Raw genomic sequence first — 22520 nt, forward strand, 5'->3', positions numbered from 1 at the left:
ATGCGTGTGACTGCGAGCGTTGCCATCATCGTGATGGGCGTGCAGGGAATCGGAAAATCCACCATCGGACGTCTGCTGGCCGAACGACTGGACGTGCCGTTCATCGACGGGGATACTCTGCACTCCGCGGACAACATCAGCCTGATGGCATCCGGCACACCGCTCACGGACGCCGATCGCGAGCCCTGGTTGCACGAGGTGGGGGAGACCCTCATCGAGCACGCCGCATCCGGTGGTGTCGTCGTGGCCTGCTCAGCTCTGCGCCGCAGCTATCGCGATCTCATCCGCACCCATGCACCGCAGACCTACTTCGTGGACCCGTGGGCGCCGATCGAACTGATCCGTGAGCGCGTGCAGGCCCGATCCCACGAGTACATGCCACCGGAGCTGCTGGAGTCGCAGTACGCGACACTCGAGCCGCTGGCAGATGACGAGCAGGGGATCCGGGTCAGCGTGGTTCCGGCACCCGACGAGATCGTTGCCGAGATCTGCGCCGACTACCTCGTGAGCATTGGGGCCATGCAGTGACCGCCACCATCAGCAGGGTCGAATCGTTCCCGGTAGCGCCGCGTTGGCTGTTCGTGCGCATCGAGACCGACGACGGTTTGGTCGGCTGGGGAGAGGCCTCTCTGGAAGGGTACGGCGATGTCGTGCGGGCAGCCGTGGATCAGTTCGCGCAGTACCTGCTCGGCCGCGACCCAGGGCTCATCGAAGACCACTGGCAGGTGCTCACCAAATCGCAGTTCTACCGGGGCGGCGCGGTGCTCGCCAGCGCCGTGGCCGGCGTCGATCAGGCGCTGTGGGATCTCAAGGGCAAGCGCCTCGGGGTGCCAGTGCACGACCTGCTCGGCGGCGCCGTTCGCGATAGCATCCGTGCGTACGGCTGGGTGGGCGGCGACGACCCGCTGGAGGTGGCCGACCACATCGCCGCGCAGCTCGATGTCGGATTGACCGCGGTGAAGATGAACGCTTCGGGACGGATGGGCCGCAACGGCTCGGTCGCCGAGCTGCAGGGCGTGGTGGACCGCGTCGCCAGTGCGCGGGAAGTGCTCGGTCCAGACCGGGACGTCGCCGTCGATCTGCACGGCCGGTTCACACTGGCCACCGCACGTCGGCTCGCGCCGCTGCTGGAGCCGCTGCATCCCTTCTTCATCGAGGAGCCGGTCGTCCCGGAGAACTCGCACGTGATCGGGCGAATGGTGGATGCCACGACCATTCCGATCGCGACGGGGGAGCGACTCTACAGCAGACAGGAGTTCCTGCCGGTGCTGCAAGCGGGGATCGCGATCGCGCAACCTGATCTGTCGCACGCCGGCGGAATCTCTGAAGTGCGCCGGATCGCCGCGCTCGCCGAGACCTTCGATGTCACTCTTGCGCCGCACTGCCCGCTGGGGCCGCTCGCGCTCGCCGCGTGCCTGCAGGTGGGATTTGCGACGCCGAACTATCTCATTCAGGAGCAGTCGATCGGCATCCACTACAACCAGGGCGCCGAGGTGCTCGATTACGTTCTCGACACGACCCCGCTGCAGTTCGTCGATGGCGGTTTCGCGCGACCGGCCGGGGCTGGTTTGGGTATCGAGATCGATGAGCAGGCCGTGCGTGCCGCCGCCGGTCGCTGGCGGACGTGGCAGAACCCCATCTGGCGGCACGCCGATGGTTCGATGGCGGAGTGGTGACGCAGTGGTGACGAGGAGATTATGAGCACCGTAGACAACGCACAGCTCCGTGACCGGATCGCGTCCGATCGCCTGATCGCGATTCTGCGCGGAACGGACGTGGATGCCACCGTGGCCGCTGCGCGCACCCTGATCGCCGCTGGCATCACGACGCTCGAGGTCACCCTCACGCTGGCAGACGCCGAAGAGGCGATCACCCAGATCGTGTCGGATGCTCCGGATGAAGCGCTGGTCGGCGCCGGAACCGTCCTCACCGAGCGCGATGTCGACCGCGCCGTCGCCGCCGGGGCGCAGTTCATGGTTACCCCCACGCTGACGGCATCCGTCGACTACGCGATCGCGCAGGGGATCGGAGTTCTGCCGGGCGTGTTCACTCCCACCGAGATCCAACGCGGGATGGACCTCGGCTCTGCCGCAGTGAAGCTGTTTCCGGCATCCGTTCTTGGCGCGGGATTCATCCAAGCCGTTCGAGACCCGCTCCCCGACGTACGCATCATCCCGGTCGGCGGAGTCTCGCTGGAATCCATCCCGACGTTTCTCGCGGCGGGAGCCTTCGGCTTCGGCATCGGAGGCACGCTGGTGGGCGACGCCGCAGGGCCCGGCGGCGACCTGGCCGCGCTCGCCACACGCGCCGGCGCTTATCGCGCCGTCATCGACGAGCATTCACCGCACGAAAGGAAGCACTCGCTGTGATCATCGACAAGGCAGAGGTCATCGTTACCAGCCCCAGCCGCAACTTCGTCACCCTGCGCCTGACGACCAGCGACGGGCATGTCGGCCTCGGCGATGCGACGCTGAACGGCCGCGAACTCTCGGTGGTGTCGTATCTGAAGGACCACGTGGTGCCGCTGCTGCTGGGGCGTGATGCGCACCGCATCGAAGACACCTGGCAGTTCCTGTACCGCTCGGCATATTGGCGCCGTGGCCCCGTGACGATGGCCGCGATCGCCGCCGTCGACATGGCGCTGTGGGACATCAAGGGCAAGGCCGCGGGGATGCCGGTATATCAGCTCCTGGGCGGCGCTTCGCGCAGCGGACTGCTCGCCTACGGGCACGCGTCGGGCAAGGAACTGCCGGAGCTGTTCGACAGCGTGCATGCCCATCTCGAGGAGGGGTTCAAAGCGATTCGCGTGCAGACCGGCGTGCCGGGTCTCAAGTCGATCTACGGGATCGCATCGCAGGCGGTGGATGCCGGTGGCGGCGACGTCCGCTACGACCACGAGCCGGCTCGGCGCGGCGCGCAGCCGGTTCAGGAGGACTGGGACACGCGCGCGTATCTGCGGCACTTGCCCGGCGTCTTCGAGGCTGTGCGCCACGAGTTCGGCCCCGCACTGCCGCTCCTGCATGATGGACACCACCGGATGACGCCGATCCAGGCGGCGAAGCTGGGTAAATCGCTGGAGCCCTACGACCTGTTCTGGCTGGAGGACTGCACCCCGGCCGAGAACCAGGAGGCGCTGCGGCTCGTGCGTCAGCACACCACGACGCCGCTGGCCATCGGTGAGATCTTCAACACGGTGTGGGACTTCAAGGATCTCGTCCGCGAGCAGCTGATCGACTACGTCCGTGGCGCCGTAACCCACATGGGCGGCATCACGGCATTGAAGAAGACGCTCGACTACGCCGCGCAGTACCAGATCAAATCGGGCATGCATGGACCGACCGACATCTCGCCGGTCGGCATGGCTGCCGCGATGCATCTGGGACTCAGCATCCACAACTTCGGCATCCAGGAGTACATGCAGCACTCGCCGCAGACCGACTCGGTGTTCCAGCAGTCCTACACGTGGTCGGATGGAATGCTCCATCCTGGCGACGAGCCGGGACTCGGCGTGAGCCTCGACATCGACGAGGCAGGCAAGTACCCGTACGAACGCGCCTACCTTCCTTATAACCGACTCGCCGACGGCACCGTTCACGACTGGTGACGAGATGACCGAGCTCATGCGTGCTGATGTGAAACGACGAAGTCCCGGCCGCAGGGGCCGGGACTTCGTCGTTCAGATCAGTGCGTGTCGACCGCTTCGATCTCGGTGCGATCGCCCGACCACTGCGTGTGGAAGGTGCCGTCCTTGTCGATGCGCTTGTAAGTGTGCGCACCGAAGAAGTCGCGCTGACCCTGCACGAGGGCTGCGGGCAGGCGATCGGCCCGGATGCCGTCGTAGTACGACAGCGACGACGAGAACGCGGGAGCGGGGATCCCAGCCTGTGCTGCGGCGATGACGACACGGCGCCATGCGGCCTGGCCGCGTCCGAGCGCCTCAGCGAAGTACGGCGCGGTCAGCAGAGCGGGAAGCTCCGGTGCTGCGTCGTAAGCGTCGGCGATGCGGTTGAGGAACTGGGCGCGGATGATGCAGCCGCCGCGCCAGATCTTCGAGATCGCACCGAGGTCGATGTTCCAGTTGTACTCTTCGGCGCCGGCGCGGATCTCGTCGAACCCCTGCGAGTAGGCGACGATCTTCGATGCGTACAGGGCCAGACGCACGTCTTCAATGAACGCATCGTGGTCGGTGACCGCGAACTCTGTCTCCGGGCCGGGCAGGTTCGCAGCGGCCGCGCGCTGCTCGGGGTGAGAGGAGAGCGAGCGGGCGAAGGTGGCCTCGGCGATACCGGAGACTGGAACGCCCAGCGCGAGCGCGGTCTGCACCGTCCATGCGCCGGTGCCCTTGGCTCCGGCCTGGTCGAGGATGACATCCACCAGCGGCTTGCCGGTTTCAGCATCCACCTGGCGCAGTACCTCGGCGGTGATTTCGATCAGGTACGACTCGAGCTCGCCCGTGTTCCATTCCGCGAAGATCTCGGCGATCTCAGCGGGCGTCTTGCCGGTGCCGCGGCGGATGAGGTCGTAGGCCTCGGCGATCAGCTGCATATCGGCGTACTCGATGCCGTTGTGCACCATCTTCACGAAGTGCCCGGCGCCGTCGTGGCCGACGTGCGTGACGCACGGCTCGCCCTCGGCTACCGCGGCGATCGAGCGCAGGATCGGGCCGAGCGTGACCCAGGACTCGTTCGAGCCACCGGGCATGATGCTCGGGCCGAGGAGCGCACCCTCTTCGCCACCGGAGATCCCGGCGCCGACGAAGTTGATACCCGTTTCACGGACCGCTTTCTCCCGGCGGATCGTGTCGGGGAAGTAGGCATTGCCGCCATCGACGATGATGTCGCCGGGCTCGAACACCTCAACAAGCGAGTTGATGACCGCATCGGTCGGGCCGCCGGCTTTGACCATGATGATCGCTGTGCGCGGCTTCTGCAGGGAGTCGGCGAATTCCTGATAGGTGGATGCCGGAACGAAACCGGCCTCCGGGTGTTCATCCAGGACGGTCTGTGTCTTCTCGTAGCTGCGGTTGAAGATCGCCACGCTGTTGCCCTCGCGGCTGGCGAGGTTGCGGGCGAGATTCGAACCCATGACTGCGAGTCCGACGACTCCGATGTTTGCCGTAGCGGCAGAGGACATTGATGCACCTTCCGTGAGGGAGAGCCCGCGGCAGGTGAAAGAAGCGTGCGGGTCGCTTCCAGGTTAGTCCCGCGTGTGGGCAGCTCCGGCCCGCATTACCGGTTACGAGCAGTCAGTCCTTGCGGTAGCCGGTACGGCCCATCGCGAACAGCGCCCCGATGGTGAGAACGGTTGCGCCGAGCGTCATCGCGCCGATGAGCCAGAAGATGGCGTGTGAGATAAAAGCGGCGTCAAGCATGCCGGACTCCAAATTCTGCGAGGGGAAGAGGGCCTGGCTTTCAGCCTACCCGGTCATCCGGTACGATAAAGGAGTTCCTCGGCGAGGGATGCTTCGCGTGCGTCGCATCCGTTATCGACGCGGCGAATCGAGCTCCGCGGCTTTTTCGTGTGTCGACGTCCGAGAATCTGACCATTAGACCACCACGCGACGAGCAATTCGTCGCGTGCCCCGAAGGAGAATTCATGTCTCAGGACACCAAGGTCCACGCAGAGGTTCGCGAGCAGTTCGGCAAGGGCTTCGCCCGTCGTCTGCGCGCTGCCGGCAAGATCCCCGCCGTCATCTACGGTCACGGCACCGAGCCGGTGCACGTGGCACTGCCCGGCCACCAGGTCTCGCTCATCATCCGCCGCGCGAACGCGTTGCTCGATCTCGACATCGACGGCACGGGCCAGCTCACGCTGGTCAAGGACGTGCAGCGTGACCCGGTGCGCCAGATCATCGAGCACATTGACCTCCTCGTCGTGAAGAAGGGCGAGAAGGTTCAGGTTGAGGTTCCGGTGCACACCGTCGGCGAGTCCTTCTCGGGCACGATCGTGACCGTTGAGCTCAACACGATCAAGCTCGAGGTCGAGGCCACCCACATTCCGCAGAGCCTCGAGGTCTCGGTTGAGGGTCTCGAAGAGGGCGCTCACATCACGGCCGGCGACGTCGTGCTGCCCAAGGGAGCGACTCTGATTGACGAGCCCGAGCTGCTGCTGCTCGCCGTCTCGGTCCCGGCTGCTGAAGTTTCCGCTGAGGACGAGGAAGCTGCGGCAGCAGCTCCCGCCGAAGCGCCTGCTGCCGAGTAATCACCAGCGCTGTGCACAGAGGGGACGCGAGCACATCGCGTCCCCTCTGTCGTATGCTGACGCCCGTTGAGGAACGAGAGGGAAATGGCTGATACCTGGCTGATCGTGGGTCTCGGTAACCCCGGACCCCGCTATGAGACCACGCGGCACAACATCGGCCAGCTCGTCACGGATGAGTTGGCGGGGCGACGCAACGAGAGCTTCCGTGAGCACAAAGCCGGAGCACGAGTCGTGGAGACGTGGCTGCGTCCCGGTGCCGACAAACTGGTACTGGCCAAGCCCAATTCGTTCATGAACGTTTCCGGAACTCCGGTGGCGGCTCTGGCGCGCTTCTACTCCGTTCCGCCGGAGCGCACGGTCGTCGTGCACGACGAGCTCGACATTCCCTTCGATACAGTCAAGCTCAAAGTCGGTGGCGGCCACGGCGGCCACAACGGGGTGCGCGATGTCGCTCGGGCGATCAGCACGGCAGACTTCCCGCGTGTGCGCGTCGGAATAGGGCGTCCTCCCGGACGCCAAGACGCGGCTGACTGGGTGCTTTCACCCTTCGGGAAGGTGGAGCGCGAGACGCTCGGCATTCTCGTCTCGGATGCGGCGGATGCTGTTGAGCTGCTCGTCGCCGAGGGATTGCTTGCCGCGCAGCAGAAGCATCACGCTCCGCGCTAGGTGCGTCCCTAGGTGCCGTAGAGCGAGACTGCTCCGGCAGCAGCCCCGGCGCTGAGTGCGATGAAGAGCACGATGAAGAAGATCACGGGAGCGATGACGCTCACGATTACGGCTGCGATGCCCCAACCTCGTCCCTTCTGCTGGATGATCGCGATGATGCCGAGCACGATCGCCGCGATGCCGGCAAGCGTGCCGATCCAGAATCCGATCTCGCCCCACAGCACCTGATCGCGCACGGGGGACAGGAAGGAGAGATCCTCATCGGCGCTGTCGATATCGATCATGATCGAAGGTAGGCCGGCCCCGATCTGGTACCCGGCGGTGCCGGCCAGGATCGGCGCGACCACCGCGGCGATGGATGAGAGCACGACAGCGATCACGCCGAGGAGAGGGGACTGCGGTGGCGTGGGCTGCGGTGCCTGATAACCACTGGAAGGTGCGCTGTAGCCGCCGACAGGAGCAGCAAAGGCGCCAGGAGGTGTGGCGTACGGCTGCTGGTACGCAGGTGCCGCGTATCCGGGCGCTGGCGCTGCCGGGTAGCCCGGTGCGGGCGGCACCGGCGGCACAGAGCCGTGGGGGACGGGCGGCGGAAACTGCGGATCGGTCACGCCCCCATCCTATTGGGCGTGACCGACCCGATCGTCAGACTCGACGCAGCAGCCCGACCTTGTCGTAGACGTCAGTCAGGGTCGCGTCCGCGACCTCGTCGGCGCGGGCGGCGTTCGCCGCGAGGATGCGGTCGAGCTCGGCGGGGTCATCGAGCAGCTCGAGAGCGCGAGCGCGTACCGGCTCGAACTCTGCGACGACGACCTCGGCCAGGCCCTTCTTGAAATCGCCGTAGCCGCGGCCAGCATACTCATCCTCGATTGCCGGGACCTGTCGCCCGGAGAGGGCTGCGTAGATGGTGAGCAGGTTCGAGACACCCGGCTTGTTCTCCCGATCGAAGCGCACGCTGCCCTCGTTGTCGGTGACGGCGCGCATGATCTTCTTCGCCGATTTGGCCGGGTCGTCCAGCATCCACAGCACGCCGGCATCGCTCTCGGCAGATTTCGACATCTTCGATGTCGGGTTCTGCAGGTCGTAGATGCGCGCGGTGTCCTTCTGAATCACCGGCAGGGGAACGACGAACGTCTCACCGAAACGCGAGTTGAAGCGCTCGGCGAGGTCGCGCGTGAGTTCGACATGCTGCTTCTGGTCGTCGCCGACCGGTACGACATCGCTCTGATACAGCAGGATGTCGGCGGCCATGAGCACGGGGTAGGTGAACAGGCCGACGCTGGTGGCGTCAGCACCGTAGCGGCTGGACTTGTCCTTGAACTGCGTCATGCGCCCGGCCTCACCGAAACCGGTGAAGGTCGACAGGATCCACGCGAGCTCAGCGTGAGCGCGCACGTGCGACTGCACGTACAGCGTCGACTGCGACGGCTCGATGCCCGCGGCGATGTACTGCGCGGCCGTGCGACGGGTCTTCTCACGCAGCTCGGCCGGGTTCTGTGCGACGGTCAGGGCATGCAGGTCGACGACGGAGAAAAACGCGTCATAGGAGTTCTGCAGATCCCGCCACTGCAGGAGCGCGCCGATGTAGTTACCGATCTGAAGAGAGTCGGCTGATGGCTGCATTCCGGAGTAAAGGCGAGGTTTGGTCACGTATCAATCCTACGGGGAGTGGGCGTGGGGCTCAGTACGAGTAATCGACGATGACCGGGGCGTGGTCGCTCCAGCGTTCGGCATAGGATGCCGCGCGCGCAACGCTGTACGCCTGCACCCGCTCCGCGAGCCCGGGTGTTGTGAGGTGATAGTCGATGCGCCACCCGGTGTCGTTGTCGAAAGCCTGACCGCGCGCAGACCACCAGGTGTAGGGACCATCGATCTCGCCATGGAAACGCCGGCCGACATCGATCCAGCCCAGGCCAGGGCCGACGGTGCCGTCGACGCCGGTCACGTCGATGCCCGCTGCGCCGAGAAAACGGTCGAAGTAGGCGCGCTCGCGGGGCAGGAAGCCGGATTTCTTGCGGTTGCCGCGCCAGTTCTTGATGTCGAACTCGCGGTGACCGACGTTGAGGTCACCGGTGACGACGGCGAGGGCATCATTGTCACCAAGCTGCTGCAGACGCGGGCCGAAGGCGTCGAGAAACTTCCACTTCTCATCCTGCTTGGGGGAGTCCGCCTCGCCGGAGTGCACATAGGCGCTCACAACGGTCAGCGGGCGGTCGCCGAGGAGGAAATCGCCTTCGATCCAGCGCCCCTTCGAATCGAACTCGTCCGGACCGAATTCAGTGCGGCTGGCGATCACCGGCGTGCGGCTGGCGATCGCGACGCCCGCGCGGCCCTTGGCCGTGGCGGCATCGTGAACGAAGTGCCAGCCGGGCAGAGCCGACTCGATGTGTTCGTCCTGACCGCGCACCTCTTGCAGCGTCAGAATGTCAACTTCTGCGCTGTCGAGCCAGGTGCTCATTCCGTTGCGAGCGGCGGCTCGAATCCCGTTGACATTGACCGATGCGATACGCAGATGAGGCATATCTCAAGCCTAACCAGAGCCTCCGACGTCCGGCGCCGCGGCCTTGACGCTGGCGAGTTCGGTCGCGGCTGCTCTGACCGCGCGATTCTTGAGCCAGCGTTGATACCAGGGCGCCTGTTCACGGTCGCGGACGGCATCGCGCAGACGCATGCGTGCTGCCTCCAGCAGCATCTCGTGCGCCGCATGACGCCGCTCCTGTTCGGTCTGCGCCAAGAACGGCACATCGCGATCGGTCGCGGTCACCGCGATCCACGCCGATGCGACGAGCATGACCACACCGTTGATCCGGAACCACAGCAGCAGTCCGATGAAGATCGCGAACGTGGCCAGCAGCGGGTTGGTCGGGGTGTAGCTCAGCAGGAACCCCGCGCCGAACTGCAGCACCGTCATGGCGCCGCCGCCGAGGACGGCACCGGGCCAGATCGTGCGCCAGCGGAGGGAAGTGCCGGTCAGGAACCGCACCATCGCTGCCAGCGCCGATGACATCAGCGCGAACGAGACGACGATCGTGCCGATCCGGATCAGCACGTTCACCGTGGTCGATCCGGCATCCCAGCCGAGCAGCTGCAACGCCCAGCTCAACACGGCCGCGCTCGCGTACGCCAGGGCCGAGCCCAGAATCAGCGCGACGCCGAGGATGACCGCGGCTAACAGGTCGCGCGCCTTTAGCAGCAGGTAGTTGCGGCGATCCGGACGCAGGCCGAAAATGTCGCGGACAGCCCGTCGCGAGAATGTCACCCATCCGATCGCGGTCCAGATCAGCGCTATCAGGGCGATGAGACCGGTGATGGTGAGCACCCCGGTCGTGGTCTGCGCGATGTGGTGCGCCTGCTCCGGGGTGATCAGCCCGTGATCTTCGCTGATGAGACTGGGGATGTAGCTGTTGATGACACGGATCAGAGCGTCGACGGCCTCTTTGCTCCCGCCCAGCCACAGCCCGGCGGTGGCGAATGCCACATAGATGGCCGCGAAGATCGCGAACAGCGCCTGATAGCTCACTCCAGCGGCCAGGAGAAAACCGTTGTTCTGCAGGAAATGCCGCCACACGCGCACCGGGAAGAGCTCCAGGGTGCGTTTGGTCAGTGCCGTTGCACGTTCCACTGCGGCATCGAGGCGCCGGGCCTCGGAGGTATCGGTTCCGGATGTACCGGCGGGGGAATCAGACACGCCCCCACCCTATCCAGGGCGGGGGCGTGTCGATGTCTGCGACCAGCGGTCAGCGGCGACCGCGGAGCACGGCCTGCTTGACCTCGGCGATGGCCTTGGTGACCTCGATGCCACGCGGGCACGCCTCGGAGCAGTTGAAGGTCGTGCGGCAACGCCAGACGCCCTCCTTGTCGTTGAGGATGTCCAGGCGGACCTCGGCGTTGTCGTCACGCGAGTCGAAGATGAAGCGGTGCGCGTTCACGATGGCGGCGGGGCCGAAGTACTGCCCGTCGGTCCAGAACACGGGGCAGGACGAGGTGCACGCAGCGCACAGGATGCACTTGGTGGTGTCGTCGAAGATCGCGCGGTCGGCGATCGACTGCACGCGCTCCTTGCCCTTCTCCGGCGTCGAGCTTGCTACCAGGAACGGCTGAACCTCGCGGTAGGAGGCGAAGAACGGCTCCATGTCGACGATGAGGTCCTTCTCCAGGGGCAGGCCCTTGATGGCCTCGACGTAGATCGGCTTCGAGATGTCGAGGTCCTTGATCAGCGTCTTGCAAGCGAGACGGTTGCGACCGTTAATGCGCATAGCATCCGAACCGCAGATTCCGTGTGCGCACGAGCGGCGGAATGACAGCGAACCATCGACCTCCCACTTGATCTTGTGCAGGGCATCCAGCACACGGTCGGTCGCGTAGAGCTCGACGTCATAATCGACCCAGCGCGGCTCCGCGTCCTTTTCAGGATCGAAGCGGCGCACGATGAACGTGACCAGGAACGACTGAATTGCCGGCTCTGCGGCGGCAGGAGATTCTGCGACGGCGTTCGACATGGTCAGTACTTCCTCTCCATCGGCTGGTAGTTGGTGATGACAACCGGCTTCCAGTCGAGTTTGATGTGATCGGCCGGCGTCGAGGAGTGCGGGTCACCCGTCAGATAGGCCATGGTGTGCTTCATGTAGTTCTCGTCGTCACGCTTGGGGAAGTCGTCGCGCATGTGACCGCCACGGCTCTCCTCGCGGTTCTGAGCGGCGTAGACGACGACCTCGGCGATGTCGAGCAGGAAGCCCAGCTCGACGGCCTCGAGCAGGTCGGTGTTGAACCGGTGGCCCTTGTCATCGACGTAGACGTTCTTGTATCGTTCGCGCAGTTCCGCGATGACGCCGAGCACGTGCTCAAGCGACTCGTGGGTGCGGAACACCTGGGCGCCGCGGTCCATCTCGTCCTGCAGCTTCTTACGCAGTACGGCGACACGCTCGGTGCCGTTGCTGTTTCGGAGGTGTTCGATCATGCCGGACACGAAGGCGGCCGGGTTTTCCGGCAGCGGGACGAACTCCGCCGTCTTCGAGTACGCGACGGCGTTGCGGCCGGCGCGCTTTCCGAAAACGTTGATGTCGAGCAGCGAGTTCGTGCCCAGACGGTTTGAGCCGTGCACCGACACGCACGCGCACTCACCGGCGGCGTACAGCCCCGGCACGACGGTGTTGTTGTCGGAGAGCACCTCGGCGTCGTTGTTCGTCGGGATGCCACCCATGGCGTAGTGAGCCGTCGGCATCACGGGCACGGGATCGGTGACCGGATCCACGCCCAGGTACGTGCGGGCGAACTCGGTGATGTCGGGGAGCTTGGTCTCGAGAACCTCGGCACCCAAGTGCGTGCAGTCGAGGTAGACGTAGTCCTTGTTGGGGCCGGCACCGCGACCGTCGAGGACTTCTTGCACCATGGAGCGCGCAACGATGTCCCGGGGTGCGAGGTCCTTGATGGTGGGGGCGTAGCGCTCCATGAATCGTTCACCGGATGCGTTGCGCAGAATGGCACCTTCGCCTCGTGCACCTTCGGTGAGAAGGATGCCGAGACCGGCGAGGCCGGTGGGATGGAACTGGAAGAACTCCATGTCCTCCAACGGCAGGTTCTTGCGCCAGATGATTCCGACGCCGTCACCGGTGAGGGTGTGCGCGTTGGAGGTCGTCTTGTAGATCTTGCCGAAGCCGCCGGTTGCGAAGATCACGGCCTTGGCCTGGAACACGTGCAACTCGCCCGTGGCCAGGTCGTACGCGACGACGCCCGCGACCTGCGTGTTGCCGTCGGCATCCTGGACCGTGACCAGATCGAGCACGTAGAACTCGTTGAAGAAGTTGATGCCGAGGCGGACACAGTTCTGGAACAACGTCTGCAGAATCATGTGACCGGTACGGTCAGCGGCGTAGCAGGCGCGGCGCACGGGGGTCTTGCCATGCTCAGCGGTGTGACCACCGAAGCGGCGCTGGTCGATCTTGCCTTCGGGGGTGCGGTTGAAGGGCAGGCCCATGTTCTCGAGGTCGATGACCGCGTCGATGGCTTCCTTGGCCAGGATTTCGGCAGCATCCTGATCGACGAGGTAGTCGCCGCCCTTGACGGTGTCGAAAGTGTGCCACTCCCAGCTGTCTTCCTCGACGTTCGCGAGGGCGGCAGCCATGCCGCCCTGCGCCGCACCGGTGTGCGAGCGGGTCGGGTACAGCTTGGAGATCACCGCGGTGTTCGCGCCGGGGCCAGCTTCGATGGCCGCCCGCATTCCGGCTCCACCGGCACCGACGATGACGACGTCGAACTGGTGGTAGTGAATGCCGTCGCGGATGACGGAATCCTGAGTCTCAGTAGTCACTTCTCGTTGCTCTCTTCTCAGCTCAGTTGGCGGGGAATACGCCCATAGCGGCGCATTCGGCCACGAGTGCGCTGCCCTCGGTGAGGCCGAGGCATGGGTCGAAGGTGAAGACGACCAGGGTGCCCAGCACGATCAGCAGTGCAGCCGCGAGGCCGATCGCCCAGACCAGGGCTTTACGGATCTTCGGGTTGATCACATAGTCATTGACGATGGTGCGCATGCCGTTGCCACCGTGGATGAGAGCCAGCCACAGCATCAGCACATCCCACCACTGCCAGAACGGCGTGGCGAACTTGCCGGCGATGAACGCGAAGTCCAGGGCGTGGATGCCGTCACCGGTCATCAGGTTGACGAACAGGTGGCCGAAGATCAGCACGATCAGTACGACACCGGATGCTCGCATGAACACCCAGCCCCACTTCTCGAGGTTGATTCCGCGGCTGCGGCGCGCCGGTGCGACAGTGGTCTGTGCAGACATCAGTGGCCTCCTCCGAATCCGGCGAATGCGAGCGCGAGGTGACGGCCGGCGAACCCACCGAGGAGGATCAGCCAGACGGCGATGACGCCCCAGAACATCTGCCGCTGGAAACGTGCGCCCTGCGACCAGAAGTCGATCAGGATGATGCGCAGGCCATTCATCGCGTGGAAGATGATCGCAGCGACCAGGACGACTTCACCCAGTGCCATGATCTCGTTCTTGTAGGTGCCGATCACGGCGTTGTACGCCTCAGGGGAGACCCGGATCAGCGCCGTGTCGAGCACATGCACTAACAGGAAGAAGAAGATTGCGACTCCGGTGATGCGATGAAGCACCCACGACCACATGCCTTCGCGTCCTCGATAGAGGGTTCCGCGTGGGGCTTTGGACGTGGTTTCCGAAATCGACGGTGTCAAGCGAGTGCCTGCGGACACGGTCGTCCTCCCTGGTCGATGCGTTGTCGGCACCGCATCCTGAGTCCGAACTGAGCGCAGGGGTGCCCGATCGAGTCCTATCCTATTCCGGTTCCTGTGTCGGGACGAGGAAGGCTCACCTAAGTATCTCGATATCAAGATTGTTTTGGAGGGATACGCTGGTGTCATGACCGAGCCGTTCGACGACTTCTATGCAGTGATCCCCGCCGGTGGCATCGGCAGCAGGCTGTGGCCGCTCTCGAGAGCAGATGCGCCCAAATTCCTGCACGACCTCACCGGGTCAGGCAATTCGCTGCTGCGCGACACCTGGGATCGTCTGGAGCCGATGACCGGACCCGACCGCATCGCGGTCGTCACCGGACGCGCGCATCGGGCAGCGGTCGAAGCGGAGCTTCCCGGCATCGCCGACATGAACGTGTTCCTGGAGTCCGAACCCCGCGACTCGGCAGCAGCGATCGGCCTCGCCGCCGCGATCCTGCACCGCCGCGATCCCGATGTGATCATCGGGGCGTTCGCGGCAGACCACGTCATCCGCGGAACCCGCACTTTCGAGTTCGCCGTGCAGCAGGCAGTCGCGGTCGCACGCGCCGGTTACATCTGCACGATCGGCATCCAGCCTTCGGAGCCCTCCGTCGGATTCGGTTACATCGAGAAGGGTGACGAGCTCGTCGTCGACGGTGCGCCGGAGGCCGCGACGGTGGTGCGCTTCGTGGAGAAGCCCGACCTGGAGACGGCCAAGACCTATTTCGCCGACCGCTCGTTCCTGTGGAACGCGGGCATGTTCATCTCCCAGGCGAGCGTGTTGCTGGATGAGCTCGCAGCGAACGAACCGGAACTGCATGCCGGCCTGCTCGAGCTCGCCGAGGCCTGGGACGACCGCGAACGGCGCGGGCCCGCCGTTGACCGCATCTGGCCGAACATCAAGAAGATCGCCATCGACTATGCGGTCGCAGAGCCCGCGGCAGATAAGGGGCGCCTCGCCGTGATCCCGGGGCACTTCGACTGGGATGACGTGGGAGACTTCGCCTCGCTTACGAAGCTCATCAGCAATGGCCGCAAGAACGATCTTGCCGTCCTGGGTCCGAAGGCCCGGGTGCTGTCGGATGCCGCCACCGGGATCCTCGTCAGCCAGACCGAACGCGTTATCAGCCTCGTCGGGGTGAAGGACATCGTGGTCGTCGACACTCCAGACGCACTGCTGGTCACCACGACCGAGCACGCTCAGCGGGTGAAGGGCGTCGTCGAGTCGCTCAAACTGACCGGTCGTGGAGATGTTCTCTAAAGAAGCTCGCGGTCTGTTTCGGGTTTATAACCATTAACCGCAAGTGTTCTCAATGGATGCGTAACACTGGGTAACTTGTACAGTGGGGCCTTGCGATTGGCGCAGGCCAGTACTCGTGGAGGCTAACGTGACTATTACCACCAAGAAGCGCGCACTCGCAGCGCTCGTGGCGACCGGCGTGGCCGTCGCATTGGCCGGCTGTGGAGCAGCTCCGGAAGAGACCGACGGCGGGACCGCCGGCGGCGGCGAGGCCATCGATTTCCTGCCCTGCATCGTCTCGGACGCCGGTGGCTTCGATGACAAGTCGTTCAACCAGCTCTCCTACGAGGGCATGGTGCAGGCGGCCGCCGAGCTCGACGTCGAGTACAAGAACGTCGAATCCAACAGCGAGACCGACTTCGCCCCGAACCTGGAGAGCCTGGTCTCCCAGGGCTGCAACGCGGTCATCTCGGTCGGCTTCGCCCTCTCGGCAGCCACCGTCGAGAGCGCACTGGCCAACGAGGGCATCGATTACATCCTCGTCGACGACGCTGCCGACAACGACTTCGACGGCGAGAAGGATGCCGACAACGTCAAGCCGCTGCTGTACAACACGGCTGAGGCCGCATTCCTCGCCGGTTACCTGTCGGCTGGTTACTCGGAGGCCGGCAAGGTCGGCACTTACGGCGGCATGGAATTCCCGACCGTGACGATCTTCATGGACGGCTTCTACCAGGGCGTCAACTACTACAACGAGCAGAACGGCACCGCCGTCGAGGTCGTCGGCTGGGACGGATCGACCGGTTCCTTCACCGGTGGCTTCGAAGCTGGCCCCGAGGCGAAGACCGTCGCGCAGAACATCATCGACCAGGGCGTCGATGTGCTGCTGCCCGTCGGCGGACCGATCTACCAGTCGGGTCTGCAGGCGATCAAGGAGTCGAACCGCGACATCGCCCTGATCGGCGCTGACGCTGACCTGTTCGTCACGGACCCGAGCACTGAGGACTTCGTCCTGACCTCCATCCTCAAGGACATGAAGCTCTCGGTGTATGAGGCAACCATGAGCAGCGCGAACGACGAGTTCGACTCCGAGGCTTACATCGGAACCCTCGAGAACGACGGCGTCGGCATCGCCGAACTGCACAACTTCGAAGACAAGGTAGACCCTGCGCTGTGGACCGCTGTCCAGGACCTGCAGCAGCAGATCATCGACGGTGACGTCACCGTCACCTCGTACCTCGACTGATCGAGACGATCACCAAGGGGAGGCCGGCCACCAGCCGGTCTCCCCTTGCCGATGTTCGGGTGTTTACAGGCGCCTGGGATGAAGCACCTTTGCTGGTTAGGATCTGACACATGAAGCTTGAACTGCGCGGCATAACGAAGAGGTTCGGCGCGCTGACTGCCAACGATCACATCGATCTCACGATCGAACCGGGAGAAATCCACTGTCTCCTCGGTGAGAACGGTGCGGGCAAGTCAACGCTGATGAACGTTCTTTACGGCCTGTATCAGGCCGACGACGGTGAAATCCTGCTCGACGACGTCGAACAGCACTTCGCCGGCCCTGGCGATGCGATGGAAGCCGGCATCGGAATGGTGCACCAGCACTTCATGCTGATCCCGGTATTCACGGTGGCCGAGAACGTCATGCTCGGGCACGAGAAGACCCGCTTCGGCGGGCGACTTGATCTTGCAGCGGCTCGCGCGATGGTGCGCGAGATCTCCGACCGGTTTGGGTTTCATGTCGACCCGGATGCGATCGTCGAGGAGTTGCCTGTCGGCGTGCAGCAACGGGTAGAGATCATCAAGGCGCTGTCGCGCGACGCGAAGGTGCTCGTGTTCGATGAGCCCACCGCCGTGCTGACACCGCAGGAAACCGATGAGCTGATGGCGACGATGCGCCAGCTCAAGGAATCCGGCACATCCATCGTCTTCATCACGCACAAGCTGCGCGAGGTGCGCGAGGTCGCTGACCGCATCACGGTGATCCGCCTCGGCAAGGTCGTCGGCGAAGCTGTTCCGACTGCCAGCAATGAAGAGCTTGCCTCGCTCATGGTGGGGCGCGCGGTTGAACTGACCGTGCACAAGGAAGCTCCGAAGCTGGGGGAGGAATCCCTCGTCGTGCAGGGGCTGACCGTCACCGATCCGTTCGGCACCGTGCTTGTCGATGACGTCTCGTTCTCGGTGCGCGCCGGTGAGGTGCTCGTCATCGCCGGTGTACAGGGCAACGGACAGACCGAACTCACCGAGGCGATCGTCGGATTGCAGCCGCGGGTTGAAGGAAGCATCAAGCTCAATGGCAAGGAAATGCTCGGCCAGTCGGTGCGCCAGATTCTCGATGACGGGGTCGGGTTCGTTCCGGAGGATCGCAGCGTTGACGGACTCGTGAAGGAGTTCTCGATCGCCGAGAACCTGATGCTGGACCGCTCAGTGGGCGCCCCCTTCGTCACCGCCGGCACCCTGCAGCTGAAAGCTCTTGACACCTTCGCCCACGAGAAGATCGAAGAGTTCGACATCCGCACGCAGGGGCCCTGGCAGCAGGCCGGCAACCTGTCGGGCGGCAACCAGCAGAAGGTCGTACTTGCGCGTGAGCTGAGCCGAGAACTTTCTCTGTTCGTGGCCGCGCAGCCCACCCGCGGAGTGGACGTCGGCTCGATCGAGTTCATCCACAAACGCATCATCGAAACGCGTGACTCGGGAATCCCCGTGGTCGTCATCTCTACCGAACTCGATGAGGCCGCAGCCCTCGCCGACCGCATCATGGTGATGTATCGCGGCAAGGTCGTCGGCATCGTCCCCGGCGACATCAGCCGCGCGAAGATCGGTCTGATGATGGCCGGCATGGCCAGCACTTCGACAGGCTCAGTGAGCGAATCGACCGAGGAGGCTGGCGCATGAGCAGCACCGACATGAAGCCGATCGTCTCCCCGCCGGGAGACTTCGGAACTGAACCCTCCCGCTGGCAGGGTGCTTTCCGCCGGATCACCACAGGCAACGGCATGATCTCGGTGCTCTCCGTGATCCTGGCCCTGATCGCCGGGGCGATCATGATCGCGTTCACGGACCCTGACGTGCAGCGGACAGCCGGCTACTTCTTCTCTCGCCCGCAGGACATGCTCGCCGCGGTTTGGGCGTCCATCTCCGGTGCATACACGGCGCTCTTTCAAGGCGCGATCTACAACTTCCGCGTCGACGGCTTCGCGGCGGGCATCAAGCCGTTCACCGAGACCCTGAAGTTCGCGACTCCACTGATTGCGGCTGGTCTGGGTGTCGGTCTCGCGTTCCGCGCCGGCCTGTTCAATATCGGCGGTCAGGGCCAGATGCTGATGGCTGCAGCCGCCGCTGGCTGGGTGGGCACAAGCATGAACCTGCCGTGGCCGATGCACATGCTGGTCGCGATCATCGCCGGCATCGTCGCTGGTGCGCTGTGGGCTGGTATCGCCGGCATCCTGAAGGCGCGCACAGGCGCGCACGAGGTGATCGTCACGATCATGCTCAACCACATCGCGGTCTATCTGCTCGCCTGGATGCTGGCAACGCAGGGCATCCTGCAAGCTCCGGGGTCCAAGAACCCGAAGACCGCGGCGATGGCCGAATCGGCCATCCTACCCGGCATCCTCGGGCCGCAGTACAAGCTGCACGCTGGCTTCATCCTGGCGCTGATCGCGGTGGCGTTCACCTGGTGGCTGCTTGAGCGCTCCAGCCTCGGATTCCGATTCCGTGCGGTGGGGGAGAACCCGGCAGCCGCGCGTGTTGCTGGCATCAGCGTCGGAAAGATGTACTTCCTCGTGATGATGATCGCCGGTGGTCTGGTCGGCATCGCCGGTGTCAGCCAGATGCTCGGAACCGTCACCAGCGGATTCGGCGGCGACATCGACGCCGGTATCGGCTTCGACGCAATCACCGTCGCGCTGCTGGGCCGCTCCACGCCGCTGGGCATTCTTGCCGCCGGCATCCTGTTCGGCGCGTTCAAGGCCGGTGGCTTCGCTATGCAGGCGTCGGAGAACGTGCCGATTGAGATCGTGCTCGTGGTGCAGTCGCTGATCGTGCTGTTCATCGCCGCCCCGCCGCTGGTGCGTGCGATCTTCGGTCTGCCGCAGCCCGGCGCACGAAGAAAGAAGCCAAAGAAGAAGCGGAAGAATGCCGCGCAGATCGCCGAGGAGGTGTCCGCATGACCGCCACCGTCGAAACGGTCGTCAGCGACGAGCAGCGCCACGTCACTGTCACCTCATGGAAGACGCCGATCATCTTCGGACTGTTCACTGTGCTGTTCGCGCTGCTGCCGCTGCTCGTTCCGCGTGAGGGCGCCAGCACCTTCCGACTTGTCCGCTCAGCCGAAGCGGCCATTCAACTCCCTGAGATCGTCCTGCCGGCGAACCTCACCGCCTGGATCGCCGTGGTGCTGCTTGCCGCCGTGACCGTGCTGGCTGTGGTCTGGACGCGTGCGAAGCGGAAATTGCCGCTGTGGCTCACCGTCATCTACGTCGTCATCCTGATGATCGGCTTCCTGGCCTGGGCTGCTGCCGGTGGAACGCTGCCGATGATCGGTCTGCTGGGCGGAGCGCTCGCGCTGGCGACGCCGCTGATCTTCGGTGCGCTGGGCGGTGTGATCGGCGAACGCGTCGGCGTTGTCAACATCGCCATCGAGGCGCAGCTGCTTGCCGGTGCCTTCATGGCCGCGGTCGTCGGATCCGCAACGGGAAGTCCGTGGGCCGGCCTGGTCGCTGCGATGTTTGCCGGAGTGCTGGTGGCTCTGGTGCTGGCCGTCTTCACGATCACGTACTACGTCAACCAGGTCATCGTGGGTGTCGTGCTCAACGTGCTGGTCGCCGGCCTCACGACGTTCCTCTACCGCCAGGTGCTGAACCCCAATGACGCCACGTTGAACTCGCCCACGCTGTTCCCGGTGATTCCGATACCGCTACTGAGTGAGATCCCGGTGTTGGGGCCGGTGCTGTTTCGTCAGACGATCATCGTGTACCTGATGTACATCACGGTGTTCCTCGTCTGGTTCGGGCTGTACCGCACGCGCTGGGGACTGCGCCTGCGTGCGGTCGGCGAGCACCCGCAGGCCGCGGACACGGTCGGTATCAAGGTGATTCCGACCCGGTATTGGAACGTGATGCTCGCCGGAGCCATTGCCGGTATGGGCGGCGCGTTCTACACGCTGGTCACGAACCCGCAGTTCGGTCGCGAGATGACCGCGGGCGCGGGGTATATCGCGCTGGCCGCGGTGATCTTCGGTAAGTGGGATCCGATCCGAGCGACCCTGGCAGCGTTGCTGTTCGGCTTCGCCACGAACCTGCAGGGTGTGCTCAGCGTCATCGGGTCTCCGGTGCCCAGCCAATTCATGCTGATGCTGCCGTATGTCGTGACGATCTTCGCCGTGGCGGGTCTGGTTGGACGCTCTCGTCCGCCAGCGGCATCCGGCGAACCGTACATCAAGAGCTAGAGGAAATATGACTGACATCGACTGGGACGAGTTGCGTCACGTCGCAACCGAAGCCATGCACCGGGCATACGCGCCATATTCGCGCTACAAGGTGGGGGCGGCCGCCCTCGTCGCCGATGGGCGGATCGTCTCGGGATGCAACGTCGAGAACGCCTCCTACGGTGTCGGACTGTGCGCGGAATGCGCACTGGTCGGTGACCTGCATATGTCCGGCGGTGGGCAGCTGGTCGCGTTCGTCTGCGTGAACGGCGACGGGCAGACGATCATGCCGTGCGGACGCTGCCGTCAGCTGCTCTATGAACACGCGATGCCGGAGATGCTGCTGGAGACAGTGTCCGGCATCCGCACCATTGACGAAGTCCTGCCGGATGCATTCGGCCCGCGAGATCTGGAGACGATCCGATGAGCACCCCCGAACCCTACGACGCCATTGACGTCATTCGCGCGAAGCGTGACGGCGGCATCGTTCCTGAATCCGAGCTGCGCTGGATGATCGACGCCTATACCCGCGGATACGTCTCAGACGCTCAGATGGCCTCATTCGCGATGGCGATCTACCAGCGCGGCATGCAGCGCGATGAGATCCGCGTGCTCACGGACGCGATGATCGCTTCCGGTGAGCGGATGAACTTCGAGGGCCTCGGCAAGAAGACCGTCGACAAGCACTCCACAGGTGGCGTCGGCGACAAGATCACCCTGCCGCTGGCTCCGCTGGTGGCATCTTTCGGCGTCGCCGTGCCGCAGCTGAGTGGCCGAGGCCTCGGCCACACTGGCGGAACGCTCGACAAGCTCGAATCGATTCCCGGCTGGCGTGCGGCGCTCAGCAATGAGGAGATGTTCGCCCAGATGCAGGGCGACGTCGGCAGCGTGATCTGCGCTGCCGGCTCGGGCCTGGCCCCGGCCGACAAGAAGTTGTACGCCCTGCGCGATGTCACCGGAACCGTCGAGGCGATCCCGCTGATCGCCTCGAGCATCATGTCGAAGAAGATCGCCGAGGGCACCGACGCCCTGGTGCTGGACGTGAAGTTCGGCTCCGGCGCATTCATGCAGGATATCGACCGTGCCCGCGAGCTCGCGCGCACGATGGTCGCCCTCGGTACCGACTCGGGAGTGGCGACCACCGCGCTGCTGACTGACATGAACGTGCCGCTGGGCTTGGCTATCGGCAACGCCAATGAGGTGCGCGAATCCGTTGAGATTCTCGCCGGCGCCGGACCCGCCGACGTGCGCGAGCTCACCATCGCCCTGGCCCGCGAGATGCTCGCACTGGCCGGACTCCCGGATGCTGACGTCGAAGCGGCGTTGGACGATGGGCGGGCGATGGACACCTGGAAGGCGATGATCCGCGCGCAGGACGGTGACCCGGATGCTGCGCTGCCAGTGGCACGCGAGACCCATGTCGTTACGGCTCCTGCCGATGGCATCGTCACACAACTCGATGCGCTGCCATTCGGTATCTCGGCATGGCGTCTCGGCGCCGGCCGCGCACGCGCTGAAGACCAGGTCGTGCATGCTGCCGGCATCGATCTGCACGCTAAACCGGGCGATCGGGTCACTGCTGGGCAGCCGCTGTTCACGCTGTCTGCCGAAGATGAGTCCCGCTTCCCGCGTGCACTGGACGCGCTCGAGGGTGCCTGGGCGATCGGCGATGCGGCCCCGACTGTCGGACCGCTCGTTCGCGAGCGCATCACCGCGTAGGCTGGAATATCCGCCGCGCGTTC

At 64.7% G+C, this 22520-nt stretch carries 23 protein-coding genes; 13 read left to right on the top strand and 10 right to left on the bottom strand.

From position 1 onward, the window contains the following. The 4 genes from ACSS7Z_RS12145 to manD are packed head-to-tail and all read left to right on the top strand — an operon-like array spanning window position 1 to window position 3604. Window positions 1–528, top strand: coding sequence for a gluconokinase (locus tag ACSS7Z_RS12145; RefSeq protein ID WP_438255073.1), 528 nt, complete (start codon window positions 1–3; stop codon window positions 526–528). Then, window positions 525–1676: a galactonate dehydratase gene (gene dgoD, locus ACSS7Z_RS12150; protein ID WP_438255074.1), complete on the top strand. Its 1152-nt coding sequence runs from the start codon at window positions 525–527 to the stop codon at window positions 1674–1676. The genes ACSS7Z_RS12145 and dgoD overlap by 4 nt, the downstream gene beginning before the upstream one ends. Before the next feature lie 21 nt (window positions 1677–1697). Beyond that, complete coding sequence (locus ACSS7Z_RS12155; RefSeq protein WP_438255076.1) at window positions 1698–2369, top strand: bifunctional 4-hydroxy-2-oxoglutarate aldolase/2-dehydro-3-deoxy-phosphogluconate aldolase; 672 nt, start codon at window positions 1698–1700, stop codon at window positions 2367–2369. Then, entirely contained in the window at window positions 2366–3604 is a 1239-nt protein-coding gene (gene manD / locus ACSS7Z_RS12160; protein ID WP_438255077.1) for a D-mannonate dehydratase ManD, read from the top strand. The genes ACSS7Z_RS12155 and manD overlap by 4 nt, the downstream gene beginning before the upstream one ends. Before the next feature lie 77 nt (window positions 3605–3681). Here manD and gnd read toward each other — a convergent pair whose 3' ends face one another. Then, window positions 3682–5133 carry an NADP-dependent phosphogluconate dehydrogenase gene (gnd, locus tag ACSS7Z_RS12165; protein WP_438255078.1) on the bottom strand — a complete coding sequence of 484 codons (1452 nt, stop codon included), beginning with the start codon at window positions 5131–5133 and terminating at the stop codon, window positions 3682–3684. Window positions 5134–5245: 112 nt separating this feature from the next. Next, window positions 5246–5371, bottom strand: a complete 126-nt coding sequence (locus tag ACSS7Z_RS12170; RefSeq protein WP_438255079.1) for a hypothetical protein — start codon at window positions 5369–5371, stop codon at window positions 5246–5248. Between the two features lie 224 nt (window positions 5372–5595). On the opposite strand from ACSS7Z_RS12170, the gene ACSS7Z_RS12175 reads away from it, so the two are divergent. Both ACSS7Z_RS12175 and pth read left to right on the top strand, forming a co-directional pair. Continuing rightward, complete coding sequence (locus ACSS7Z_RS12175; RefSeq protein ID WP_438255080.1) at window positions 5596–6201, top strand: 50S ribosomal protein L25/general stress protein Ctc; 606 nt, start codon at window positions 5596–5598, stop codon at window positions 6199–6201. Window positions 6202–6285: 84 nt separating this feature from the next. Further along, a complete protein-coding gene (gene pth, locus ACSS7Z_RS12180; protein ID WP_438255081.1) occupies window positions 6286–6867 on the top strand; it encodes an aminoacyl-tRNA hydrolase in 582 nt (193 codons plus the stop codon). A gap of 8 nt (window positions 6868–6875) precedes the next feature. On the opposite strand, the gene ACSS7Z_RS12185 is transcribed toward pth, so the two are convergent. The 8 genes from ACSS7Z_RS12185 to sdhC are packed head-to-tail and all read right to left on the bottom strand — an operon-like array spanning window position 6876 to window position 14083. Then, window positions 6876–7475 (bottom strand): hypothetical protein, encoded by a 600-nt coding sequence (locus ACSS7Z_RS12185; protein WP_438255082.1) that lies wholly within the window; start codon window positions 7473–7475, stop codon window positions 6876–6878. A gap of 34 nt (window positions 7476–7509) precedes the next feature. After that, the gene (trpS, locus tag ACSS7Z_RS12190) at window positions 7510–8514 is read right to left on the bottom strand and encodes a tryptophan--tRNA ligase (RefSeq protein ID WP_438255084.1); all 1005 of its coding nucleotides are present in this window, start codon (window positions 8512–8514) and stop codon (window positions 7510–7512) included. A gap of 31 nt (window positions 8515–8545) precedes the next feature. Further along, window positions 8546–9385, bottom strand: coding sequence for an exodeoxyribonuclease III (locus ACSS7Z_RS12195; protein ID WP_438255085.1), 840 nt, complete (start codon window positions 9383–9385; stop codon window positions 8546–8548). Window positions 9386–9394: 9 nt separating this feature from the next. Continuing rightward, window positions 9395–10552, bottom strand: coding sequence for a YihY/virulence factor BrkB family protein (locus ACSS7Z_RS12200; RefSeq protein ID WP_438255087.1), 1158 nt, complete (start codon window positions 10550–10552; stop codon window positions 9395–9397). Window positions 10553–10601: 49 nt separating this feature from the next. Continuing rightward, entirely contained in the window at window positions 10602–11363 is a 762-nt protein-coding gene (locus tag ACSS7Z_RS12205; protein ID WP_438255088.1) for a succinate dehydrogenase iron-sulfur subunit, read from the bottom strand. Between the two features lie 2 nt (window positions 11364–11365). Then, entirely contained in the window at window positions 11366–13171 is a 1806-nt protein-coding gene (gene sdhA, locus ACSS7Z_RS12210; RefSeq protein ID WP_438255089.1) for a succinate dehydrogenase flavoprotein subunit, read from the bottom strand. Between the two features lie 22 nt (window positions 13172–13193). After that, window positions 13194–13649 (bottom strand): succinate dehydrogenase hydrophobic membrane anchor subunit, encoded by a 456-nt coding sequence (locus ACSS7Z_RS12215; protein WP_438255090.1) that lies wholly within the window; start codon window positions 13647–13649, stop codon window positions 13194–13196. Continuing rightward, on the bottom strand, window positions 13649–14083 hold the full coding sequence (gene sdhC, locus ACSS7Z_RS12220; protein ID WP_438255091.1) for a succinate dehydrogenase, cytochrome b556 subunit: 435 nt from the start codon (window positions 14081–14083) through the stop codon (window positions 13649–13651). Before sdhC ends, ACSS7Z_RS12215 begins: the two co-directional genes overlap by 1 nt. 166 nt (window positions 14084–14249) lie before the next feature. On the opposite strand from sdhC, the gene ACSS7Z_RS12225 reads away from it, so the two are divergent. The 7 genes from ACSS7Z_RS12225 to ACSS7Z_RS12255 all read left to right on the top strand — a co-directional run bounded on the left by ACSS7Z_RS12225 (window position 14250) and on the right by ACSS7Z_RS12255 (window position 22497). Continuing rightward, window positions 14250–15365 (top strand): mannose-1-phosphate guanylyltransferase, encoded by a 1116-nt coding sequence (locus ACSS7Z_RS12225; protein ID WP_438255093.1) that lies wholly within the window; start codon window positions 14250–14252, stop codon window positions 15363–15365. A 127-nt stretch (window positions 15366–15492) separates the two neighbouring features. After that, window positions 15493–16590: a BMP family lipoprotein gene (locus ACSS7Z_RS12230; RefSeq protein ID WP_438255095.1), complete on the top strand. Its 1098-nt coding sequence runs from the start codon at window positions 15493–15495 to the stop codon at window positions 16588–16590. A gap of 110 nt (window positions 16591–16700) precedes the next feature. Next, a complete protein-coding gene (locus tag ACSS7Z_RS12235) occupies window positions 16701–18245 on the top strand; it encodes an ABC transporter ATP-binding protein (protein WP_438255096.1) in 1545 nt (514 codons plus the stop codon). Then, the gene (locus ACSS7Z_RS12240) at window positions 18242–19522 is read left to right on the top strand and encodes an ABC transporter permease (RefSeq protein ID WP_438255098.1); all 1281 of its coding nucleotides are present in this window, start codon (window positions 18242–18244) and stop codon (window positions 19520–19522) included. The genes ACSS7Z_RS12235 and ACSS7Z_RS12240 overlap by 4 nt, the downstream gene beginning before the upstream one ends. Then, entirely contained in the window at window positions 19519–20799 is a 1281-nt protein-coding gene (locus ACSS7Z_RS12245; protein WP_438255099.1) for an ABC transporter permease, read from the top strand. Before ACSS7Z_RS12240 ends, ACSS7Z_RS12245 begins: the two co-directional genes overlap by 4 nt. Before the next feature lie 7 nt (window positions 20800–20806). Continuing rightward, window positions 20807–21205 (top strand): cytidine deaminase, encoded by a 399-nt coding sequence (locus tag ACSS7Z_RS12250; protein ID WP_438255100.1) that lies wholly within the window; start codon window positions 20807–20809, stop codon window positions 21203–21205. Then, the gene (locus ACSS7Z_RS12255; RefSeq protein WP_438255101.1) at window positions 21202–22497 is read left to right on the top strand and encodes a thymidine phosphorylase; all 1296 of its coding nucleotides are present in this window, start codon (window positions 21202–21204) and stop codon (window positions 22495–22497) included. Before ACSS7Z_RS12250 ends, ACSS7Z_RS12255 begins: the two co-directional genes overlap by 4 nt. The last annotated feature ends 23 nt before the right edge of the window (window positions 22498–22520 follow it).

Origin of the sequence: Microbacterium wangyouchuni (genome assembly GCF_051546305.1) — a bacterium.
Lineage (GTDB): Bacteria > Actinomycetota > Actinomycetes > Actinomycetales > Microbacteriaceae > Microbacterium.